At 72.3% G+C, this 22,087-nt stretch carries 12 protein-coding genes; all 12 read left to right on the forward strand.

Annotated elements, in window-relative coordinates:
- The first annotated feature begins 119 nt into the window (after positions 1-119).
- The 12 genes from ACIQCJ_RS29290 to ACIQCJ_RS29345 all read left to right on the forward strand — a co-directional run bounded on the left by ACIQCJ_RS29290 (position 120) and on the right by ACIQCJ_RS29345 (position 22,083).
- On the forward strand, positions 120-1,148 hold the full coding sequence (locus ACIQCJ_RS29290; protein ID WP_391048314.1) for a substrate-binding domain-containing protein: 1,029 nt from the start codon (positions 120-122) through the stop codon (positions 1,146-1,148).
- A gap of 164 nt (positions 1,149-1,312) precedes the next feature.
- Positions 1,313-4,372 carry a glycoside hydrolase family 2 TIM barrel-domain containing protein gene (locus ACIQCJ_RS29295; RefSeq protein WP_402713037.1) on the forward strand — a complete coding sequence of 1,020 codons (3,060 nt, stop codon included), beginning with the start codon at positions 1,313-1,315 and terminating at the stop codon, positions 4,370-4,372.
- Between the two features lie 86 nt (positions 4,373-4,458).
- On the forward strand, positions 4,459-5,568 hold the full coding sequence (locus tag ACIQCJ_RS29300; protein WP_402713038.1) for a LacI family DNA-binding transcriptional regulator: 1,110 nt from the start codon (positions 4,459-4,461) through the stop codon (positions 5,566-5,568).
- 696 nt (positions 5,569-6,264) lie between these two features.
- Positions 6,265-8,508, forward strand: coding sequence for an alpha-galactosidase (locus ACIQCJ_RS29305; protein WP_402713039.1), 2,244 nt, complete (start codon positions 6,265-6,267; stop codon positions 8,506-8,508).
- Between the two features lie 19 nt (positions 8,509-8,527).
- Positions 8,528-11,446 carry a hypothetical protein gene (locus tag ACIQCJ_RS29310; RefSeq protein WP_402713040.1) on the forward strand — a complete coding sequence of 973 codons (2,919 nt, stop codon included), beginning with the start codon at positions 8,528-8,530 and terminating at the stop codon, positions 11,444-11,446.
- Positions 11,447-11,499: 53 nt separating this feature from the next.
- Positions 11,500-12,801 (forward strand): enolase C-terminal domain-like protein, encoded by a 1,302-nt coding sequence (locus tag ACIQCJ_RS29315; protein WP_401306658.1) that lies wholly within the window; start codon positions 11,500-11,502, stop codon positions 12,799-12,801.
- A gap of 113 nt (positions 12,802-12,914) precedes the next feature.
- Positions 12,915-14,261, forward strand: a complete 1,347-nt coding sequence (locus ACIQCJ_RS29320; RefSeq protein ID WP_355333127.1) for an extracellular solute-binding protein — start codon at positions 12,915-12,917, stop codon at positions 14,259-14,261.
- A gap of 38 nt (positions 14,262-14,299) precedes the next feature.
- Positions 14,300-15,199, forward strand: coding sequence for a sugar ABC transporter permease (locus tag ACIQCJ_RS29325; RefSeq protein ID WP_355333125.1), 900 nt, complete (start codon positions 14,300-14,302; stop codon positions 15,197-15,199).
- Positions 15,196-16,155 (forward strand): ABC transporter permease subunit, encoded by a 960-nt coding sequence (locus ACIQCJ_RS29330; protein WP_391161104.1) that lies wholly within the window; start codon positions 15,196-15,198, stop codon positions 16,153-16,155. Before ACIQCJ_RS29325 ends, ACIQCJ_RS29330 begins: the two co-directional genes overlap by 4 nt.
- Positions 16,152-20,285, forward strand: coding sequence for a hypothetical protein (locus ACIQCJ_RS29335; protein WP_402713041.1), 4,134 nt, complete (start codon positions 16,152-16,154; stop codon positions 20,283-20,285). Before ACIQCJ_RS29330 ends, ACIQCJ_RS29335 begins: the two co-directional genes overlap by 4 nt.
- Complete coding sequence (locus ACIQCJ_RS29340) at positions 20,279-21,142, forward strand: NAD-dependent epimerase/dehydratase family protein (protein WP_402713042.1); 864 nt, start codon at positions 20,279-20,281, stop codon at positions 21,140-21,142. The genes ACIQCJ_RS29335 and ACIQCJ_RS29340 overlap by 7 nt, the downstream gene beginning before the upstream one ends.
- 107 nt (positions 21,143-21,249) lie before the next feature.
- Complete coding sequence (locus ACIQCJ_RS29345) at positions 21,250-22,083, forward strand: glucose 1-dehydrogenase (RefSeq protein WP_391048294.1); 834 nt, start codon at positions 21,250-21,252, stop codon at positions 22,081-22,083.
- Positions 22,084-22,087 lie beyond the last annotated feature (4 nt).

The raw sequence follows: 22,087 nt of genomic DNA on the forward strand, positions 1-22,087 counted from the left end.
TAAAGCTAGGACTCGCCGCACCCGGCGTCAATGGCGCGTACCTCTTCCGCTCGGCGGCGATCGGTTCTACAATGAGTGACGCATCATGTGAACGGTCACTGAGGAATCGAGGATGCCCCGTGTCGGATCGGCCGACTCTGCGTACCGTCGCGGCCGAGGCGGGTGTCTCCCACCAGACGGTCTCCCGGGTGATCAACGGCGACCGTACGGTCACCGACGCCGTACGTGACCGGGTGCTGGTCGCCATGCGGACGCTCGACTACCGGCCGAGCGCCGGTGCCCGCGCCCTGGCCAGCGGCCGTACCGAGGTGATCGGCGTCGTCCTGCCGCACAACCCCGGATTCGCCTTCTCCAACGACCACTTGATCCGCCTGGTGCAGGGCGCCGACCAGGAACTGACCTCGCGCGGCTACGGGTTGCTGCTGTCCACCCGCGAGGTGGCCGACGAACCCGCCTCCGCCTACCGCCGGTTCGTCCAGCGCCGCCAGGTCGACGGCCTGCTGGTCGAGGCCGGAACCGGCGGGGAGTCGCTGCCCGCCCTGCGGTCCGCCGGATATCCCACCGTGGTCATCGGCTACACCGCCGAAGACCTCACCTGCGTCCACCCCGACGACGAGGGCGGCGCCTACGCCGTCGCCCAGCACCTGCTGGCCCTCGGCCACCGCCGCATCGGCGTGGTCAACGGCCCCCGGGAGAACCGGCTCGCGATGGCCGCCCGGCTGCGCGGGCTGCACCGCGCCCTGGCCGACGCGCACCGCACTGTCCCCGACGACCTCATGGAGCACGGCGACTTCACCGCCGCTTCCGGCTACGCGGCGGCCGAACGGCTCATGGCCCACCCGGAACCGCCCACCGCGATCTTCGCCTTCAACGACGGCATGGCCCTGGGCGCGCTGCGCTGGCTGCGCGAGCACGGACACGCCCTGCCCGCCGACGTGTCCGTGGCGGGCTTCGACGACACCGAGGCCGCCGACCTCGTCGACCCGACGCTGACCAGCGTCAACCTGCACAGCGTCGACGTGGGCCGGCGCGCCGCACAGATCCTGCTCGACCTGCTGGACGGCCGCCCGCCGGCCCAGCGCGAGAACGTCATGCCCAGCACGCTCAAGGTCCGCGCTTCCACAGCGCCGCCGCGCGCGGCCGGTTGAGCACCCGCCGCCCCGCGCGATCCCGCCCCGCGTCAGCCCCGCTTCGCGCAAGTCCGCCGTACATCGGCCCCGCCCCGCGCGATCCCGCCGCCTGACGCGTCAGCCCCGACTCGTACACCCCTTATGGGTACGCCCCAGACCCCCGGAAAGGACCGGTCGCACCGATGGACCCCGCCCAGAACCGGAGCGAAAGCCCGGACGCCTGCGCCTACGTCGAGGACGTATCACCCGGCAACGGCCGGCTGCGGCCCCGCGCGTCGTTCGACTCCGACGCACCCGCCCTCGACCTGAACGGCGACTGGAGCTTCCGGCTCGGCGACGGTCTCCACGACGTGACCGTGGGCTTCGAGGCCCCGGAGTTCGACGCCGCCGAGTGGACGACCGTCCCCGTGCCCTCGTCCTGGCAGATGGACGGCGTCCCCGGACCCGGCCGCTTCGGCACACCCGCGTACACCAACGTCACCTTCCCGATCCCCGTCGACCCGCCGCGCGTGCCCGACGAGAACCCGACAGGCGAGTACCGCAGGGAGTTCGACGTCGCGGAGGGCTTCGCCGACGGCGGCACCGCGGTGCTCCGCTTCGAGGGCGTCGACTCCGCCTTCGCGGTCTGGCTCAACGGCCGGCCGCTCGGCGACGGCAAGGGCAGCCGGCTGCCCACCGAATTCGACGTCACCGACACCCTGCGGACCGGCCGCAACGTGCTGGCCGTACGGGTCCACCAGTGGTCGTCCGCCAGCTACTTGGAAGACCAGGACATGTGGTGGCTGTCGGGTGTCTTCCGCCCCGTACGGCTGCTGGTCCGGCCGGCCGGCGGCATCGCCGACTTCTTCGTGCACGCCGACTACGACCACCACTCCGGCACCGGCACCCTGCGGGTCGACGTCGACGGCGCGGGCGACGCGCGCCTGAGCGTTCCCGAACTCGGCATCACCGACGCCGATCCCGCCGGTCCGCACACCGCGCCGGGCGTCACCCCCTGGAGCGACGAACAGCCCCGGCTCTACGCGGGCGAACTCGTCACGGCCACCGAACGCGTCCCGCTGCGTATCGGCTTCCGCCGGGTCGTGGTCGAGGACGGCGTCGTCACCGCCAACGGCAGGCCGCTCGTCTTCCGCGGCGTCAACCGGCACGAATGGGACCCGGTCAGGGGCCGCGCGCTGACCCGCGAGACGATGCTCGCCGACGTGCTGCTGATGAAGCGGCACAACATCAACGCCGTGCGGACCAGCCACTATCCGCCCGCCGCCGTCTTCCTCGACCTCTGCGACGAACACGGCCTGTGGGTGGTCGACGAGTGCGACCTGGAGACCCACGGCTTCTCGGAGAACGGCTGGCGCCGCAACCCCTCAGACGAGCCCGAGTGGCGCCCCGCGCTGCTCGACCGGGCCGAGCGGATGGTCGAGCGCGACAAGAACCACCCCAGCGTCGTGATGTGGTCGCTCGGCAACGAGTCCGGCGTCGGCGCGAATCTCGCGGCCATGGCCGAGTGGATCCGCGACCGCGACCCCGACCGGCTGATCCACTACGAGGGCGACTGGGACGACTGCGCCTACACCGACGTGTACTCGGTGATGTACCCCGACTACGCGTTCGTGGCGGCGGTCGCCGCGCGCCAGGAACCGCTCACCGGCGACCCGGCCAACGACGCCCGCAGGCGCGCGATGCCGTTCCTGCTGTGCGAGTACGCCCACGCGATGGGCAACGGCCCCGGCGGACTGCGCCAGTACCAGGAGCTGTTCGAGAGCAGCCCCCGGCTGGCGGGCGGCTTCGTCTGGGAGTGGATCGACCACGGCGTCGCCCAGCGCGACGAGGAGGGCACGCTCTTCTACGCCTACGGAGGCGACTTCGGCGAGCCCGTCCACGACGGCAACTTCGTCGCCGACGGCCTGGTCTTCCCCGACCGCACCCCCTCTCCCGGACTCCTGGAGTACGCGAAGGTCATCGAGCCGGTCAGGATCACCGCCCGCCGCGACGGCGGCGGAGTCGAGATCCGCAATCTGCACCACACGCGGGACACCGGCTACCTGCGCTGGGTCTGGCTGCTCGAAGTCGACGGCGAGCAGGCCGGGGAGGGCGCGTGGGAGGTCCCGGTGACCGGCCCCGGCGACACCCGCCGCGCGGACTGGCCCGACAGCCTGGCCAAGGCGCTCGCCGCGGCGGGACCGGGGGAGCGCTGGGTGACCCTCAGCGCGCAGCTCGGCGCGGACGAGTCGTGGGCCGGAGCCGGGCACACCGTCGCCTGGTCCCAGTTCGCCTCGGACGGACACGGCGCGACCACGCTGACGGCGGGACCCGCGGGCGCGGCTTCCACCACGACCACGCTGACGGCGGCACCCGCGGGCGCGGCTTCCACCACGACCACCCCTCGGGCGCGCCGCCGCGGAACGATCAGCCTCGGCGCCGGACAGTTCGACGCGGCCGACGGACGGCTGCTCCGCCTCGGTGACCTGGCACTCGAAGGCCCCCGCGTCGACCTGTGGCGGGCCCCGATCGACAACGACGGCCGGTCGCCGCTCCTGGCCGCCTGGCACCGCAGCGGCCTGCACCGGCTCCGGCACAAGGTGCTGGAGATCTCGGCGGGCGGGGCGAGCCTCACGGTGAGGACCAGGATCGCCCCGGCGGGCCTGGACCTCGCGATGCTGGCGGACTACCACTGGACCACCGGGCCCGGAGACCGGCTCGTGCTCACCGTCGACACCCGGCCCGGCGGCACCTGGGAGGTACCGCTGCCCCGGCTCGGCGTCGCGCTAACCCTCCCGGCGGCGCTCGACCGGCTGAGCTGGTTCGGCCTCGGTCCCGGCGAGTCCTACCGGGACAGCGAGGAGGCCGTCCGCGTCGGGCGGTACGCGACCACGGTCGCCGAGGCGCAGACGCCGTACGTGTACCCGCAGGAGAACGGCAACCGGCGCCATGTGCGCTGGGCCCGCCTCACCGGTCCCGAAGGCGACTCCGCGGGGCCCGGCCTGGAGATCACCGGCAGCCCCTGGTTCGACCTGACCGCGCGGCCCTGGTCCACCGCGGCCCTGGCGGCGGCCAGGCACACCGCCGACCTCAGGCCCGACGGCCGTATCCACCTCAATGTCGACCTCGAACACCACGGCCTCGGCAGCGCCTCCTGCGGACACGCGTTGCAGCCCCGGCACCATCTGGCCGCCGTACCGGGCCGCTTCACCCTCGGGTTCGGTCTGACGGAAGGGGAGGCGGCAGCCGATGGCGTAGGGTGATTTCGGCGACCCCGGCGGCGGTATGATCCGAGCGTGAGACAACGTTGGCCCTCCCCTCGGCGCCGCGTCGCCGAGGGGAGCAGCACGTGAGTACACCGAGCCCGAGCGCGGCCCCGCGGCGGCCGACGATGACCGACGTCGCCCGGGAGGCCGACGTCAGTCTCAAAACGGTCTCGCGTGTGGTCAACGGCGTGTCCACCGTCGATCCGGAGATGGCCGAGCGGGTCAGGGCCGCCGTGGTGCGGCTCGGCTTCCGCCGCAACAGCATGGCCAGGGACCTGCGCACGCAGTCCACCTCGGCCACGGTCGGCCTGCTCATCGAGGACCTGGCCAACCCGTTCTACGCGGGCATCGCCGCCGCCGCGGCGCAGTGCGCCCTGGAGAACGACACCCTGCTGATCACCGCCAGTTCCGAGGAGGACGCCGAGCGGGAACGCCGACTGCTGTTGCAGATGTGCGAGCGACGCGTCGACGGGCTGCTGGTCGTACCGGCCGGCAGCACCGCCGACCACGTCTACCTGCGCGCGGAGATCGACATGGGCACCCCCGCGGTGTTCCTCGACCGGCCGCCCACCAACCTGCGCGCGGACACCGTGCTCATCGACAACGCGGCGGGCGCGCGGTCCGCGATCGAGCACTTGACGGCCCGCGGCCACGAGCGGATCGGCGTGGTCTCGGACTGGCTGAGCATCCACCCCATGGTCGAGCGGCTGTCGGCCGCCGAGACCGCGCTGGAGCGGGCCGGGCTGCCGTACCGCCCCGACCTGATCAGATACGGCCTGCACACCGTGCGCGACACCGAGGCCGCCGTCGAGCGGATGCTCACCGGGCCGCAGCCGCCGACCGCGCTGTTCGCGCTGAACAACCGGCTCACGCTCGGCGTGCTCGGCGCGCTGAACCGGCTCGGCGGCGCGGGCGGCGCGGGCGGCGCGGGCGGCGCGGGCAGCGCGGGCAGCGCGGGCGGCGCGGGCAGCGCGGGCAGCGCCGTCGAAGTGGTGGGCTTCGACGACTTCGAGACCGCCGCGCTGATGGCCCACCCGCTGACCGTGGTGTCCTACGACGCCCGCGCCATCGGCCGGATCGGCGCGGAACTGCTCTTCAGGCGGATCGCGGGGGACAAGTCGCGGCCCCAGACGGTGGTCATCCCCACCACCCTCGTCGAGCACGGCGCGGCGCGGCCGGGCGCCGGACGGTGACCGGCGCGGGGGCCCCGCCGAGTCCCGCGCGGGACTGAACCGGGCCGCAGTCGGTCCTGTTCAGGCCCCGCCCCCCACGCCCACCCCGCACTCACCCCCGCGAACGTCCCCACTCGCCACGCAACCGGCGCGGTCCCGTACCGCTACCGCGCCGAGACTCATGCCGATACGGGCCGCCCCGTGCGCCGTTCCCCGGCCGCCGAGGGCGGCGCGCCACAGTGCGCCCAACGGGATGTCCACCCAGTCCAGTTCGCCGACGCGGTGGTCCACGACGGGACCCTCGCCGACCCCGACCCCGGCCCCGCCGGGGACGGAGATGTCCGGCGCGTGCGGGTAAACGGCTTGTGACGCGGTCGCTCTCCGGATCTCCGTGCGGGATTTCTCTGTCACTCGCGCGAAAACTCTAGGCAACGTTGTCTCAGGTGGCTAGGGTTCAGCACGACCGCCTGCGGAGGGCGGCCGGGTCGGACCTCCTGTCCCGGTGCTCCTTCCGGTATGCGTGGTTGATCTGTCGACAGCCGTCAGGACGTAGCTGACCAGGCACGAAGGCGCCGCCTGTCGGTGAGCGCGCACGGCCGGAGCCGTGGCGCGGGCGTCGTGATCCCCTCCAACCCCCTGGGGGACGCCGCTTGTCTCGTCAGGCAACGTTGTCTCAGCTGGTCAGACATGTTTCCCCGACCTCGGAAAGGAGCGGTGATGGCCGACTTCGCCAGTCCGGCGCAGATGTGGGCCGCACGCGACGCCCTGCGTGTGCAGGGCGCCTCGGTCAGCCTGCTGACGGACGGCGCGCGGCTGAGCGTCGAGCCCACGGGCGGTCACGTGGCCGGTGCGGACGGGGGCGCCGGGCGTCCCGCGGACGCCGACGTGCTCGAACTGCGCGCCGACGCGGCCACAACGGCCGTACTGCGGCTGGCCGTTCCGCTCGGCGACGCAGCGGGTTACTGGCATCCGGGGGCGGGCTGGGACCGGCACCTGGTGGCGGACTGGGCCAACCCCTGGCGCACCGTCGGCCTGGTCGACTCCGCGCCGCTGGGCTGCCTGTACGACACGGCGGGCCGCGCGCTGCTGGCCTTCGCGTCCGACCGGATCGCGGCCACCACGCGGGTCAGATTCGGTGTCGGCGAGGAGTCGGCCCGCTTCGGCGTGTGGCTCTCGATGGACCTCGCGGCGGGGGAGACCTGTCGGATTCGCGTCCAGGCCCCGGGCCGCCCGTGGGCCGAGGCCGTACGGGAGGTGACCGGCGGTCTCCCGGACGCCGCGCCGCTGCCCGTACCCGACGCGGCCCGCGCCCCCGCGTACTCGACCTGGTACTCGATGCACCGCGAGCTGACCGCGGCGGGCGTCGAGGCCGAAGCCGTGCTCGCCGCCGAAATGGGCTGCGGGGTGCTGCTGTTGGACGACGGCTGGCAGCTCCACGCGGACGGTCCCGGCTACTCCGGCAGCGGCGCGTGGACCCCGGACCCGGCCAAATTCCCCGACTTCGCCGCGCATGTGAGGACCGTGCAGGGCCTGGACCTGCGGTACGTGGCCTGGATCGCACCCCTGCTGGTCGGCGAACGCACCCCGGCGTACGAGGAGTTGGCGCGGGTCGCGCCGCACGAGGTGACGCGGCTCGGCTGCCGGGTCCTCGACCCGCGCCGCCCGGCCGCCCGGCGCTTCGCCGTCGACTCCTGCGTCGACCTCGTCCGGCGCTACGGCCTGGACGGGCTCAAGATCGACTTCCTGGACTTCGCGATGGCGTACGCGGCGGAGGAGTACGCGGCTGAGGAACTCGCGGGCGGGGACCACGCGGCCGAGGTCCACGCGGTCGAAGTCCACGCGGTCGAAGTCCACAAGGTCGAGGTCCATGGGGCCGACCGGCCGACTGCCGAAGAGAGCGCCGCAGACGAGAACGTCAGGACCGGCCGCGATGACGGCACCGGTGCGGGCCGTGGTGCCTCCACAGACGCCGGTACCGGTGTCGCCACCGCCGCCGGACCTGACACCGGCGGAGGCACTGGCACCGGCACCGGCACCGGCACCGGCACCGGTAAGGACACCTGCCGAGGCGTCACCGCGGAGGCGCCCGCCGATCTCGCCGTCGCGGACGTCGCCGATGTGGGCCTGGGCATACGGCTGTTGCTCACCGAACTGCGCGAGCGGCTGCGTGAACTGCGCGGCGACGAGCTGCTGATCGAGCTGCGACAGCCCTACACCGGCCCCGGCATGCGGCGCTTCGGCAACATGTTCCGGGCGGCCGACTGCCCGGCGGACGCCACCGCGAACCGGGTCCGCACGCTGGACACCGGCGTGCTCGCCGGATCGGCGGCGGTCCACTCGGACATGCTGATGTGGGACCCGGCCGCCCCGGCGGAAGCGGCGGCCCGACAGCTGCACTCCGCGCTGTTCTCGGCACCGCAGATCTCCGTCGCGCTGGCCGGACAGAGCGCGGAGCACCGCGCGATGACCGCCTTCTGGCTCGGCGTCCGGCGGACGTACGCCGATGTCCTCGGCCGGGGCGAGATCCGCGCCGGACGCCCCGACCAGCTCCACCAGACGGTGACGGCCGCCCTGGGCCGGCGCGCCGTCATCGCCTGCTACGCCGAACACCACCTCGTCCCGCTCCAGTTGGCGGAGTTCACCGAGGTCGCCCTGGTGAACTCCACCGCCGGGCCGCGCGTGGTCCTGGACATCGAGGACCCCGGCGTCGAGCGGCCGGGCGTGGCAGGCATGGCAGGCGTGGCAGGCATGGCGGGCGTGGCAGGCGGGTCGGGCCGGGACATCGACGCTCCTGGCGTCGCAGGGCCCGGCGTCCGCGTCCGGCTGGACGTCTTCGACGCCTGCGGCAGACCCGCCGCCTCGGGCCCGCGCACGCTCGGCCCCGGACTCACCCCGATCGCCGTCCCGCCCTCCGGCCTGTGCGTCATCCGGCCGGTGGCACCCGAACAATCCCCGCGCTGAACCCTGGAGAGGACCGACCGTGACAGACAGCCACGTCAGATCCGACCGCACCACCCCGGCGACGCCGACCTCGGCGACGGCCACCCCCGCGGAGGTCTCCCGGCGCAAGGTCGTGGGCTACGGAGCAGCCGCCGTCGCGGGCGCCGCCGCCGCGAGCGCCATGGACTGGGGCCTTGCGCCGAGCGCCCGCGCCGCGGCGCCCGAGGGCACGGCGGCAGCCGCCGCGCTGCCCGTGGTCGCCTTCGGATTCTCCGACCCGACCGGCCTCTACCCGGTGACCGGTACGGCGAAGGCCGCCCCCGACCTGCTCGTGGTCTTCAACCCCACGACGCCGCTGAGCGGTTCGGTCACCTGGTCGATCGCCGCCCGCGCCGGGGCGCCGCTGAACAGCGGCACCACCGCGTTCACCGCCCCGGCCGGTACGCAGACCACCACCACGATCCCGCTGGGCTCGTACGATCCCGACCACTACGCCGTCACGGCCACCGTCACCAACGCCTCCGGTGCCCAACTGCTGTCGCAGACGCTCGGGTTGGGCGTGATCCGGCCGACCGTGGCGGGCCGCAGGCCGAACTCGGCGTTCGGGCTGGGCATCCGCTCGGAGTCGACTCCCGCCATCACCCGGCAGATCGCCCAGCGCATCGGCGTCAAGTGGTGCCGGGGCATCGACGCCGTGCAGCCGGACACCGTCTGCCCGTCCCCCGGCGTCTTCTGGCAGCAGCCGCAGATCGACGCGGCGCGGGCCGAGATCGCCGACTGGCACGCCCACGGCATCGAGGCCCTCGCCGGCATCAACTACAACATGTCGTGGAATGTGCAGCCCGGCCCGGACGGCAAGCCGGTGAAGACCTACCAGAACCGGCCCAAGGACCTGGTCGCGCACGCCGAGATGGTCTACCACTGCATCGCGCCGCTCCAGGACCTGGTCCCCAACTGGGAGGTGTGGAACGAGCCGTGGGTGCACGGCTGGGCGTGGATGACCGGTGACGCCCAGGACTACCGCGACATGTGCAAGCTGATCTGGGACCGGGTGAAGCCCGAGTTCCCCGACGTGAATCTGATCGGCGGCGGCTCGGTCACGTACAACCGCGACATCGTGTACGCGCGGGGCTCCAAGGACACCGGCTACATCGACGGCTCGGTGAACCACGCCTACGGCTACCCCGACGCCACGCAGTACGCGATGACCAAGACGCAGGTCAAGATGGACCGCCTCTGGTCGCGCACCCAGGGCCGCGCCGGGCAGTGGCAGACCGAACTGGGCAACGCCGACGCCAACTTCACCCATCTGCCGGCCGGACAGGCCGGGTACGGCGTGGCCCGCACGGTGGCGCCGACGTACCTGCTGCACATGCTCGCGGGCGCCGAGGAGGACTCGCCGATCCGGATCTTCTGGTTCTCGCTGTCCTACGACAAGACCTACTCCGGCGTCGAGTTCAACATCTACGACATCGCCACGAAGTCCCCCAAGCCCGCCGTCGTCGCCTACGCGACCATGACGAGCCTGCTCGAAGACGCCACGCTGGAAGAGGAGTTGTACCCGAACGCCAAGTCGACGTGGGGCTTCCTGTTCCGCGGCGCCGACGGCAAGGGCCGGGCCGCCGTCTACGCCGACCAGCTCTACGACGGCACGATGGAGGACCAGAGCGCCGGGTACAACGGCACCGTCACCCTCAACGGCGCGCAGGGCGTGCGGGTCTACGACTACCTCGGCCGCCGGCTCGCCGACGGGGCCTCGTCGTCCGTCACGCTCCAGGTCAAGCCGTGGGAAGTCCTGTACTTCGACAGCGATCTGAGTCCTGAGGCGCTGAAGTCGGTGCTGACCACGGGTGCCGCCTTCGACTACGACACCCCGCTGAAGGTCGAGGTCCCGTCCTTCACCAGGCCGCTGGGCGCGAGCAGCACCATCGACGTCCTGGTGGAGAACGTCTCGCCGCAGACGCAGAACGCGAAGGTCGTGATCACCCCGCCGTCCGGCTGGCAGGTGTCGCTGTCGGTCTCGCCGTGGATCAGCCTCAAGCCCGGCCAGTCGAAGACGCTGACCTTCCCCGTGACGTCGTTCACGGCTAACTCCGCGAACGAGTACGAGATCGGCTACGACATCACGGTGCCGCGCGGCTCGGCCCAGGTGCACCAGACCGGGACGCGGAAGGTGCAGCTCGCGTATCTGCCGTTCCGTCAGATCACCGTCGGCGGAAGCTCCAGCCAGTGGAACGACGTCGTCCCGGTGACGATGACCAGCACCGGCGCGGCCGGTGACACCAAGACGTACAGCCTCCAGGCCGCCTGGGACGACGGCTTCCTGTACTTCAGGGCGCTGATCGAGGACGACGTCCAGCTCTCCAACGTGCCCTTCGCGGCGAACGAGTACCTCTTCCCGTTCAAGGCGGACAGCATCCAGCTCGGCTTCGACGCGGTCGCGCACAAGACCGAGGATCTGCTGGTCGGGGACGCGCACTACGAGAAGTGCCTGCGGTCGCTCTCCCACCTGTACGTCGTCACGCTCGCCACCGGAGGCGTACCCGAACTGCACCGGCAGCTCGCGCCCGGCACCAACTACCAGACGTACTACCCGACCAACGCGACGCTCCCGACGCCGCTGGGCCCGATGGACGCGAAGGCGGACAGCGGCACCGAGGGCCGGGTGCTGGTGTCGCGGGACGACGTCAACAAGGTGACCAGGTACGAGGTCGCGCTCGCCTGGAGCCAACTCCCCGAGGTGGCCGCCGCGGTGAAGAGCGCGCAGCCCGGCGCCGTCACCCCGATGTCCTTCGCCTTCCAGGTGACGGACGCGGGAACCGGCGGTCACGGCGCCACGTACTGGACGACCGCCGCGGAGCCGCCCACGTCCGGCTGCTACAACTTCGCGCCGTTCTGGGGCACCGGCGCCCAGTTCACCGGCGGTCGCGTGGACACCCGCTGGGGCATCGGCAGTTGACCATCCCGCGCACCCCGTAACGCCTCTTCGCACAGAACCAGGAGCACCCTCCCGTGACCGACCACGCCGCCGATTCCGCCGGACCCGTCAAGGAGTCCGTGCCCGCAGAGCCGCCGTGGGCGCAGCCGTCCGGCGTCCGTATCACCGGGGTCAGGACGATCCTGACCGCTCCCGCGGGCACCACGCTCGTCGTGGTGCGGGTCGACACCAGCGAGCCCGGCCTGTACGGACTCGGCTGCGCGACCTTCACGCAGCGGGCGAAGGCGGTCGCCACGGCGGTCGACGAGTATCTGGCGCCGCAGCTCATCGGCCGCGACCCGGCGGACATCACGGACATCGCGTCGACCTTGCACGTCAGCGGCTACTGGCGGTCGGGGCCCGTGCTCAACAACGCGCTGTCCGGCGTGGACATGGCCCTGTGGGACATCAAGGGCAAGCAGGCGGGACTTCCGGTGTGGCAGCTCCTCGGCGGGCGCTGCCGCACCGCGGTCCCGGTGTACGCGCACGCCGCGGGACGGGACGCGGCGGAAGTCACCGACGAGGTGCTGGCCCTGATGGCCGAGGGGTACGGGCACGTCCGCTGCCAGGTCGCCGTGCCCGGCGCGGGCACCTACGGGGCGCCGGCCGCCGCGGCCACGGCCGGCGCCGCCAAGGCGCTGACCCCCAACGCCTGGGACCCGGCGGCCTATCGGCGCACGGTGCGCGGCCTCTTCGAGCACCTGCGGGAGCACGCGGGCTCCGAGGTCGAGCTGATCCACGACGTGCACGAGCGGGTGCACCCCACCGACGCCGTACGGATCGCGGCGGATCTGGAACCGTACGACCTGTTCTATCTGGAGGACCCGGTCGCGCCCGAGGACATCGAGTGGCTGCGCGTCCTGCGCGGACGCTCGGTGACCCCGATCGCGATCGGCGAGCTGTTCACCAACCCGGCCGAGTACCGCCCGGTCGTCATGGAGCGGCTGTGCGACTTCATCCGGGTCCACGTGTCGGCGATCGGCGGCATCACCCCGGCGTGGCGGCTCGCCGCCGCCTGCGAGATGTTCGGCGTGCGCACCGCCTGGCACGGTCCCGGCGACGTCTCGCCGGTCGGGCACGCCGCCAACCTCGCCCTCGACCTGGCCGCCCCCAACTTCGGCATCCAGGAACAGCATCTGTTCGGCCCGGCCGCGCGGGAGGTCTTCCCCGGCTGCCCCGAGATCCGCGACGGCCACCTGTGGCCGAGCGACGCGCCCGGTCTCGGCGTCGACCTCGACGAGCGGCTGGCGCTGAAGTACCCGCCCAAGGGCGCGGCGGAGCCCGGCCAGGCGTGGAAGCCGCCGCGGCGGGCCGACGGCGCGCTCCAGCGCCCCTGACGCGCGCCCGCCCGCCCGGCACCGACCCCGCACCGCACTCGAACCGGCCCCGCACTCGAACCGACCCCCGCACCGCACTCGAACCGAACTCGAAACGAAGGAGCCCCACCCTCATGCGACCCCGTACCTTCGTCACGCTGCTGGCGGCGACCGCCTGCGTGTCGGCCGCGCTCACCGGCTGCGGCTCCTCCTCGTCCGGCGGCGGCGGCGCCACGACCACCCTGACCGTCGCCGAGTGGACCAACCCGGGCGCGATCGAGTTCACGCAGGACCTCAACGCCAAGTTCGAGAAGGCCCATCCGGGCGTGAAGGTCAAGCTCCAGCAGGCGCCGAACAACAACGGCGCCTGGCAGCAGCTCTGGAACAGCCTGCTCCAGTCCAAGTCCGTTGACGTACTGGCCCTTTCCGCGCCCACCCAGGCGGGCTTCGCGCCCAGCTACACCAGCCTCAAGCCCGCGGGCGCCGCCGCGCTGATCGACGCCGGGCAGATGACCGACCTGTCGGCGCAGCCGTTCATGAAGAACTACGACGCGACGGCCCAGGCCGCCGCGGTCGGGCGGAACGGGAAGGTCTACGGCGTCATGGCCGCGCAGTACGCCGCCGCCGGGTCGATCTGGTACAAGAAGGACCTTCTCGACAAGTACCACATGGGCGTGCCCACCACCTTCCAGGAGTTCCTCGACGACTGCGAGACGCTGAAGAAGGCGGGCAAGACCCCGATCTTCGTGGCCGCGAAGGACAACATGCAGGGCGGGGTGTGGCAGGGCTCGGTGAACCAGACCCTCATGCAGGGCCGCCCGGCCTCGGACTCCGTCAAGGTGTCGAGCGAGCGGGCCGACGCGTTCTGGAAAGGCACGCAGTCCTGGACCGACCAGGTCTACAAGGACGCGGCAGGCCGCTACGAGAAGGTCATGAAGTACATCGAGCCCAACGCGGCCGGTGTCGCCCAGCTCACCGCGCCCGGCGTCTGGGCCGCGAAGTCCGACGACTACCCGTTCCTGCTGGACGGTTCGTGGGACGGCGCGCTCATCCAGAAGGCCAACCCGACGCTCAACCTCGGGTTCTTCACCATGCCCGGCACCGACACCCCGGCGGCCAACCGCCTCATGCTCAAGCCCGACCTGACCTGGATGGTCCCGACGACCGCCAAGCACAAGGACCTGGCCATGGAGTGGCTGACGATGTTCTCCGACCCGGAGAACTACAAGGAGTGGCTGACCAAGACCGGCTCCATCTCCACCCAGCCCGCGCTGAAGAACACCGGACTGCCGTGGATGGACTGGCAGAACGCCCACATGGACGACGCCTTCCAGCAGCTCAGCAACCCGTGGGTGCCCGCGGGCGCGCCCGTGGACGCGGGCGGTCCCGACTTCTCCAAGATGACGCCGATCGGCGGCGACAGCGCCGACACGATCCTCAGCCGCTCGGCGAGCGCGTACCGCAAGTCGGTCGGCAACTGACCACCGCCTCCCAGGCACCATGAGAAAGGAGGCGCGGCGTGGCACGCTGTCCCTTCGGAACCCAACGGACGCGGCGGTTCATTCCCTGGGCCAGCATCGCGATTCCGGGAGCGGGCTGGCTGCTGTTCGGGCTCTACCCGTCCCTGGCCACCATCGGATACTCCTTCACCAGGTACTCCGGGCTCCCGGGCACGCCGCTCAACTTCTGCGGACTGTGCAACTACGACGCGGCGTTCACGTCGCTGTCCACCCAACTGTGGAGCGCCGTACGGGTCACGCTGATCTATGTCATCGGCGTGACCGTGCTCCAGAACGCGATCGGGCTGGGACTGGCCCTGCTGCTCAACCGGCCGGGCCGCTCCCTGACCTTCTACCGCGCGCTGATCTTCATGCCGCAGATCTTCTCCGTCACCGTGGTCGGCGCGGTCTTCTCCCTCATGCTCGACCCGTACTCGGGGCCGGTGGAGAAGGTCGTGCACGGCCTGTTCGGCGTCGACTCCGCCTTCCTCGGGTCGAGTTCACTGGCGCTGTGGCTGGTGATGATGGTGAACGTCTGGATGTTCTCCGGCTACTCGATGCTCATCTACATCGCGGGACTGCGGAACATCCCGCGCTCGGTGTACGAGGCCGCGGCGATGGACGGCGCGGGGCGGTTCCGGGTCTTCCGGCATGTGACGTGGCCGCTGCTGGCCCCGGCCACCACCGTGAACGTCTTCCTCACCGCCATGGCCACGCTGGGCGAGTACGCGCTGATCATGGTGCTCACCGCGGGCAACTTCGGCACCAAGACCCTGGGGTTGTACATGTTCCAGTCCGCGTTCGGCAGTGACAGCCAACTCGGCTACGGCTCGATGCTGGCGATGATCCAGTTCGTGCTGACCGTCGCGATCGGCGGCGTCCTGCTGTACGGCCTGCGCAGGCGGGAGGTCTCGCTGTGACGACCGCCCGGGCGGCCGGCGCGTCGCCGTCGTCAGCGCCGAGGACCCCCGCGGCCCCCACCCGGCTCCAGCGGCTGATGTCCGCCAGGACGACCAAGGCGGCGGGGCTGAACCTGCTGTGCTTCGCCATCGCGGCCGGTCTGTTCGCCCTGCCGCTGGTCTACGTCCTGCTCCAGGCGTTCAAGACGTACACCGGATTCCTCCAGAACCCCACCGGGATGCCGCATCCGTGGACCACCGAGAGCTTCTCGGCGGCCTGGAACCAGGGGCACTTCGGACGGCAGATGATCAACAGCCTTGTCTACGCGGTCATCCCCGACGTCGTCACGCTGATCCTCGGCGTCTTCCTGGCCTTCCCCATCTCCCGCGGCTACTTCAAATACTCCAACGGGCTGTACACCTTCTTCATCTTCTCCGGCTTCCTGCCCGGCGGCCTGATCCCGCTGTTCATCGAGGCCAGGACGCTGGGCCTGTACAACAGCATGGCCGGCTACCTGATCCTGACCAGCCTGTCCGGCGCCGGGTTCTTCTTCTTCGTCGGCTACATCAAGGGCATCCCGCGCGAGATCGACGAGGCGGCGGCGCTCGACGGCTGCGGCTACATCCGGTTCATCTTCACCATCATCATTCCGCAGATGAAACCGGCCCTGGCCACGTTCGCGATCTTCGGCTTCGTGCACGCCTGGAACAACCTGATCCTGCCGCTGGTGATGCTGTCGGACTCCGCGCTGTGGCCGGTCACCCGGGGGCTGTACTCGTTCTTCGGCGAGTACTCGCAGAACTGGCCGCTGATCGCCGCGGGCACCTTCATCGTCGCGGCGCCCATCATGCTGCTGTTCATCCTGCTCCAGCGCTACCTCGTCGAAGGCGTCGCGGGCGGCGCGGCGTTCGGCACGCAGGGTGTCGCGCCCGGCTCGTCGGGCGCCGGAGGCGCCGAAGTGGGAGGGGGATCGTGACGGCCGCCGTCACGCACTGGCCGGCGGACGGCGACGAGGTGAGGTTCGCGCTCAGTGACCCCCTCGTCCACCCCGACTTCGCCTGGCCCCGGACCCTGCTGCACTACCCGGTGCGGTGGGCGGCGCCCTCGATACGCGCCGGGCGACTGCGGCTGCTCGACGCGTCCGGCGCGCCGGTGCCCTTCCAACTCGCCGAGACGACCACGGACTCGGAGGGCGACGACGCGTTCCTGACGTCGGCCACCGTCTGCTTCTTCGCCGACCTCGCGCCCGGCGCCCGCCATGAGTTCACCCTGCGGGCGGACGAGACGCTGCCGCCGGCACGGGGCACGGGGCCGGTCGAGGTCATCGAGGACGGCGACGGCATCGTGGTCGACGGCGGAGCCCTGCGGGTCCGGCTGCCGTCCGCCGGCCGGTTCGCCGCCGGGGCCATACCAGGGCCGGTCCGGCAGCTCGACCGCGGGCACGGCTGGGTCGGCAGGTCCGTACTGCGCTGCGGCGACGGGCGGCTGGACCACCTCGACGTGCAACTGACCGAGGCGGGACCGCTGTTCGCGACCCACGTCCTCACGTACGTCTTCACCGGCGGCGCGCGCTACACCGCCACCGTCCGGGTGCTGCGGGACTGCGACTTCCTCGAACTGTCCGAGGAGATGGTGTCGTTGGACGAAACGGCGACCACCACTACTGCGACGACGACGGCCATGGCCTGGGAACTGCACTGGGAGGGCTGCACGCCCACCCACCGGTTCTCCTCCGCCTGGCCGTTCTCGCAGTCCGCCGCCGACCACGCCGACCCCGGTTCGCCCGAGCTGTACCACTGGCTCGGCATCGACGAGCCCGTCGTCGTCGGCGACTGCGGCGAGGACCCGTCCTTCTCCGGGCCGGGCGGCAGGGAGCACCCCGAGACCGACATGGCCTTCACCGTCGGCCCCTACGCCCCGAGCTTCGCGTGGGACATCCGGCCGCACGCCGCCTTCTGGGACGCGGAACAGCGCGACGCCATGGGCGTGTTCGTCCGCGACCACGCCCGGTGGGACGACCGTACGTACTCCTCGTGGGCGTCGGCGGACACCCTCCGCGTCCACTTCCGCCACGACGGCGTCCTGCGCTGGACCTGGCCGCTGCGCACCGGCACCCGCAGCACCGGTATCGCCTTCTACGACCACGAGCGCGACCTGGAGGTGCTGCGCGCGCAGCGGTCGACGGCCTACCAGTCCACGTACGTACGCCATCTCCAGCACTGGCAGGGCACGCTCAGCCTCGACCGGGTGAAGGACTGGACGCTCACCTATACCGGCAAGCGGCCGGAACCGCTGTGCGGGGAAGGGGAGTTCGCCAGCGCGCGGGAATTCGCCGACGCCCTGCTGACCGGCCCCGAGGGACCCCGGCTGATCGCCCACGGGGTCAACGACGTCGCGGGCTACCTCAACATCGGCCAACGCCCGCTCTACGACCGGCTGCTGGACGGCTACGACCGGTTCGCCGGACAGCTCGACGGCGCCGAGCGCGAACGCGTGGACGCCCTGCTCCTGCTGACCGGATACGTCTCGGCGGGCGAGGAGATCGGTCCGCTGCTGCGGATGGCGGGCGGGCACCCGAACTTCATGGCCGACGGCAAGGCGGCGCTGGCCTGCCTGGCCTGGCTCTTCCCCGAGCACGAGGCGGCGGGGGAGTGGCTGGACCAGTTCGAGCGGTTCGCCGAGCTGACCGGTGTGTTCCACACCCGCCCGGCGCTGCCCTCCCGCCGCGCACGGCCCGGCCGGTGGACCGAGAGCCTGGCCACGTACGTGTGGGCGTATCTGCGGCCCCTCGGCCAGGGCAACCACCTGGCGCGGGAGGCCGACGGCCGCAACCGGGCCGTCACCCCCGAACTCGGTGCCCTCGGCGACTGGTTGGTCAACGCGCTGACCGCGCCGGTCGACGTCACCGGCACCGGCGAGCTGCGTCGGCTGCACCCCGCGCAGGGAGCGCACGCCTACTGGCCGCGCCGCCCTCCCATCGAGATGCGGCTGCTCGGCGAGACCCTGCACCGCTACCGGCCCCTGGTCGCCGAACACCTGCTGTGGGGCAGCGACCCCGCCGCCCGACGCCTGGACAGCCCGCACGACGCACCCGACCCCTGGCGCGTCACCGTGCGCACCGAGGGCAACCCCGGCACCAACCCCCGCCTGCGCAGCGCCAAATACACCGGATACGGGATCACCCTGCGCGCCGACGTCGACCGGCCGGGCGAGGTCGCGGTCTTCCTCCAGCAGGTGGACCGCGGCCCCAACTACCGCTGGGGCATCGCCGACGACAACGGGAGCGGCCACCTCTACTACTACGCGGCGGGCGCCTCCTACAGCGGTCACGGTCCCGAGGACGCCGGGGACCGCCGCGTGCCCGACGCGACCTTCGCGACCTCCTGTGCGGTCTGGAAGGACGGCGCCTTCCGCGGTATCGGCTGCCACACCCTCGACCGGCCGATGTACGACCTCGGCGGCGCGCAGTACGCGGAGATCGTCCCCGATCCCGACGGCCCGGTCGGCGACCTGTACCTCGGCCGCAGCGTGCTGCTCGTCGGCACCGACTACCTGGTCACCTACGACTCCTTCGCGCCCAACCAGCGCATGGTGTGGACCTGGTCGGTGCTCACCGAGGCCACCGGGCACGACGCCAACAGCTACCCCCACCTGCCCGAGCGGATGCCGTTCATCCACCTCGTGCGCGGGGTGCGCGAGGACGGCACGGTGGGAGAAGGCGGCGCGGCGGGCCGGGGCGGCGTGGTGCGGGAGGCCGGCGCGCTCGGAGGCGCCTTCGCCACCGACGTCACGCACGGCGTACGCCTCGAAGGCCGCGCCGACGGGGCAAACGGCAACACGCTCGCGGTCGTCAGCCACCGCGACGACCTCGTGGTCGACCCGGCCGCCGACACGCCCTGGGGCGCCAGGATCCGCACCCCGCACAGCCTCGACCTCGTCTTCCGGCACCAGTCCGCGAGGCCCTGCGAACCGGCCGCCGTCGAATTCGCCGAGGACGGGCTGCGGTTCACGGGAACGGCGGGCACGATCCGGCTCTTCGACAGCGGACGCCGCGAACTGACGCTCTTTCACGGCAGCGCCATCGGCACGGCGGACGTCCTGCTGACCACCGACGACCGTGACCTGGGCATCAGCCTCGGCTACCTCCACCCCACGGAGCTGCGCGGCACGTACGACGCGCAGACGGACACCGGGATCACCCTGCGCCTGCCCGCCGGGCTCGACGCCGCGGCGGACTTCTCCGTGGACGGCGCACCGCTGCGCCCGCTCGGCCGGACGCACGACACCGTGCGGCTGGCGCTCCCACGGGGCCGCCACGCATGGGAGTTGACCGCGCGCCGCCCGGAACCGGCGCCGCCGCGGGTGATCCGTACCGAGACCGTCCCCGGCGGCGCCGTCGTGCACTTCACCGCCGTCGCCGCGGCCGACTCCTACCTGCTCGAACTCAGCACGGACGGCGGTCTGACCTGGGCACCGGCCGTCGCCGCCGCCGACAGCCCCGGACTCCTGAGCGGACTGTCCGACGGCGTGAAGTACCACGTCAGGGTCGCCGCGCGGAACACCGACCGGCAGGGCCCTTCCGGCGCCGACTACCCGGTCTATGCGTCCGGCCGGGTGCCGGAGCCGCCGGACGGCCTGAAGGTCAGGCTCAACGACGGCGCGGTGAGCGTCAGTTGGGGCGAGGTGCTGGGCGCCGGACGGTACCGGCTGTACCGGCGGCGCAAGGGCGAGGCCGGCTTCCGCGAGGTCTTCGCGGGCACGGCCTTCGCGTACGTCGACCGCGTGCCCGGTGTCGTACCGGCGACCGGCGATCCGCGCGGGTCGGACGGTGCTCGCGGCGGCGGGAGGCCGGGGCAGGCGCCCGTCCTGGAGTACGCCGTGGCCGCCGAGAACGGAAACGGTACCGGCCCCATGTCGCCCCCCGTCGACACCGACCCCGGCAGCTGGCGGCACTGGAATCCGCCGGTCGACGTCGCCTTCCGCCGTCACCACGCCTACAACCAGCCGCCGTACGCCCCCGCCTGCGCGACCCCGCGGCCCTACGACGAACAGCGCCCGCCCGCCCAACTCCCGCACGATATGGACCCGTTGGAGCGGACATGGTGACGGCGCAGCGCATCCTGATCACCGGGGCCGCGGGCCGCGTCGGCCGGGCGCTGCGCCCGCGCATGGCGCGGCCGGGACGCACGCTCCGGCTCCTGGACATCGCCGAGATCGAGCCGCCGGCGTCGGGCGAGGCCGTGGAGACCGTACGCGCCTCGTTCACCGACCCGGACGCGATCGACGCCGCCTGCCAGGGTGTCGACGCCGTGCTCCACCTCGGGGGACTGGCCGGGGAAGCGCCCTGGGAGCGCATCCGGGAGATCAACATCGACGGCACGCAACGGGTACTGGAGGCCGTGCGCCGCCAGGGCGTGCCGCGGGTGGTGCTCGCCTCCAGCATCCACGCGGCGGGATTCCGTACGCGGGACGACGCCGTACCCGTACGGGAGGAGGGCGCTGCCGCAGGGGCCCCCGCCGCTGAGCTGCCCGCGGACATCGCACCGCGCCCCGACACGTTCTACGGCGCGGGGAAGGCCGCGGTGGAGGCGCTCGGCGCGCTCTACCGGAGCCGCTTCGGCATCGACGTCACCTGTCTGCGGATCGGCGCCTTCCGGCCGCGCCCGCTCGCTCCTGAGGACCTGGCCGCCTGGCTGTCGCCGGACGACGCGGCCCGGCTGGTGGAGGCGTGTCTGCGCGCGGAGCCCGCCGGATTCCGGATGCTGTGGGGCATCTCCCGCAACACCCGCCGGTGGTGGTCCCTCGCGGAAGGGGAGGCCATCGGCTACCACCCGCGGGACGACGCCGAGGACCACCTGGCCGCGCTCCTGGAGTGCGGGTCCTTCGGTCGCGCGGACTTCGACCCGGCGGCCGACCGCAACTTCCGCGTCGGCGCCAATTTCTGCACTATGCCGCTGGGCTGACGACAAGGGCATGCCGTCGGCGGCAAGCTCGGACGGCAACAGTTTTCGGTCATCCGGCCGCGCAGGCGCTCCGGTTGGCGAACACCGTGGGACTGGAGAGGGAACGTATGAGTGAGGAACACGCCGGTCGCGTCGCGCTGGTCACGGGCGGATCGAGCGGTATCGGCCGCGCCGCCGCGGAACTGCTGGCCGCGTCGGGCGCCGCTGTCGCCGTCTGCGGTGTGGACGCCGACGACACGGAGAAGACGGCCGCGGCCATCGCGGAGGCGGGCGGCCGGGCGCTGCCCGTCGTCGTGGACGTCTCGGACCCCGACGCGGTCGCCGAGGCGGTGGCGCGGACCGTGAGCGAGTACGGCGGTCTCGACGTGCTGGTGACGTCCGCGGGCATCCAGCGCTACGGGACGGTCGCCGAGACCGACGAGAAGACCTGGGACGAGGTGTTCGCCGTCAACGTCAAGGGAGTGTTCCTGACCGCCCGCGCCGCCCTGCCCCACCTGCGGCGCAGCGCCTCCGGCGGCTCCGTCGTCGTGGTCTCGTCCGTGCAGTCGCGCGCCGCGCAGTCCAACGTGGCCGCCTACGCGGCGGCGAAGGGCGCGCTGAACGCGCTGGTCCGTTCGATGGCCGTGGACGAGGCCCCCTTCGGAGTACGGGTCAACGCGGTCTGCCCCGGCTCCGTCGACACCCCGATGCTGCGCCACTCGGCGGCACGGTTCAGCGACGGCAGCGACGAAGGGGTGCGGCGACTGCTCGGGGAGTGGGGCCGCAGCCACCCGATAGGGCGCATAGCCCAGCCCCGCGAGGTCGCCGAGGTGATCGCCTTCCTGGCCGGCACCCGCGCCGGATTCGTCACCGGCACGGACATCCCGGTCGACGGCGGCGTCCTCGCGGCCCTGGCCGTCACCCTCCCCCAGGACGCCCCCGAGCCCTCCGCGACAGCCTGACCCC

Source organism: Streptomyces sp. NPDC093221, from assembly GCF_044753885.1.
Taxonomy (GTDB): domain Bacteria; phylum Actinomycetota; class Actinomycetes; order Streptomycetales; family Streptomycetaceae; genus Actinacidiphila.

Bases quoted from the DNA above. Each gene is read 5' to 3' on its own strand.
- ACIQCJ_RS29305 (WP_402713039.1), top strand. From the start codon at position 6,265: ATGGCCGACTTCGCCAGTCCGGCGCAGATGTGGGCCGCACGCGACGCC.
- ACIQCJ_RS29320 (WP_355333127.1), top strand. From the start codon at position 12,915: ATGCGACCCCGTACCTTCGTCACGCTGCTGGCGGCGACCGCCTGCGTG.
- ACIQCJ_RS29345 (WP_391048294.1), top strand. From the start codon at position 21,250: ATGAGTGAGGAACACGCCGGTCGCGTCGCGCTGGTCACGGGCGGATCG.
- ACIQCJ_RS29295 (WP_402713037.1), top strand. From the start codon at position 1,313: ATGGACCCCGCCCAGAACCGGAGCGAAAGCCCGGACGCCTGCGCCTAC.
- ACIQCJ_RS29340 (WP_402713042.1), top strand. From the start codon at position 20,279: ATGGTGACGGCGCAGCGCATCCTGATCACCGGGGCCGCGGGCCGCGTC.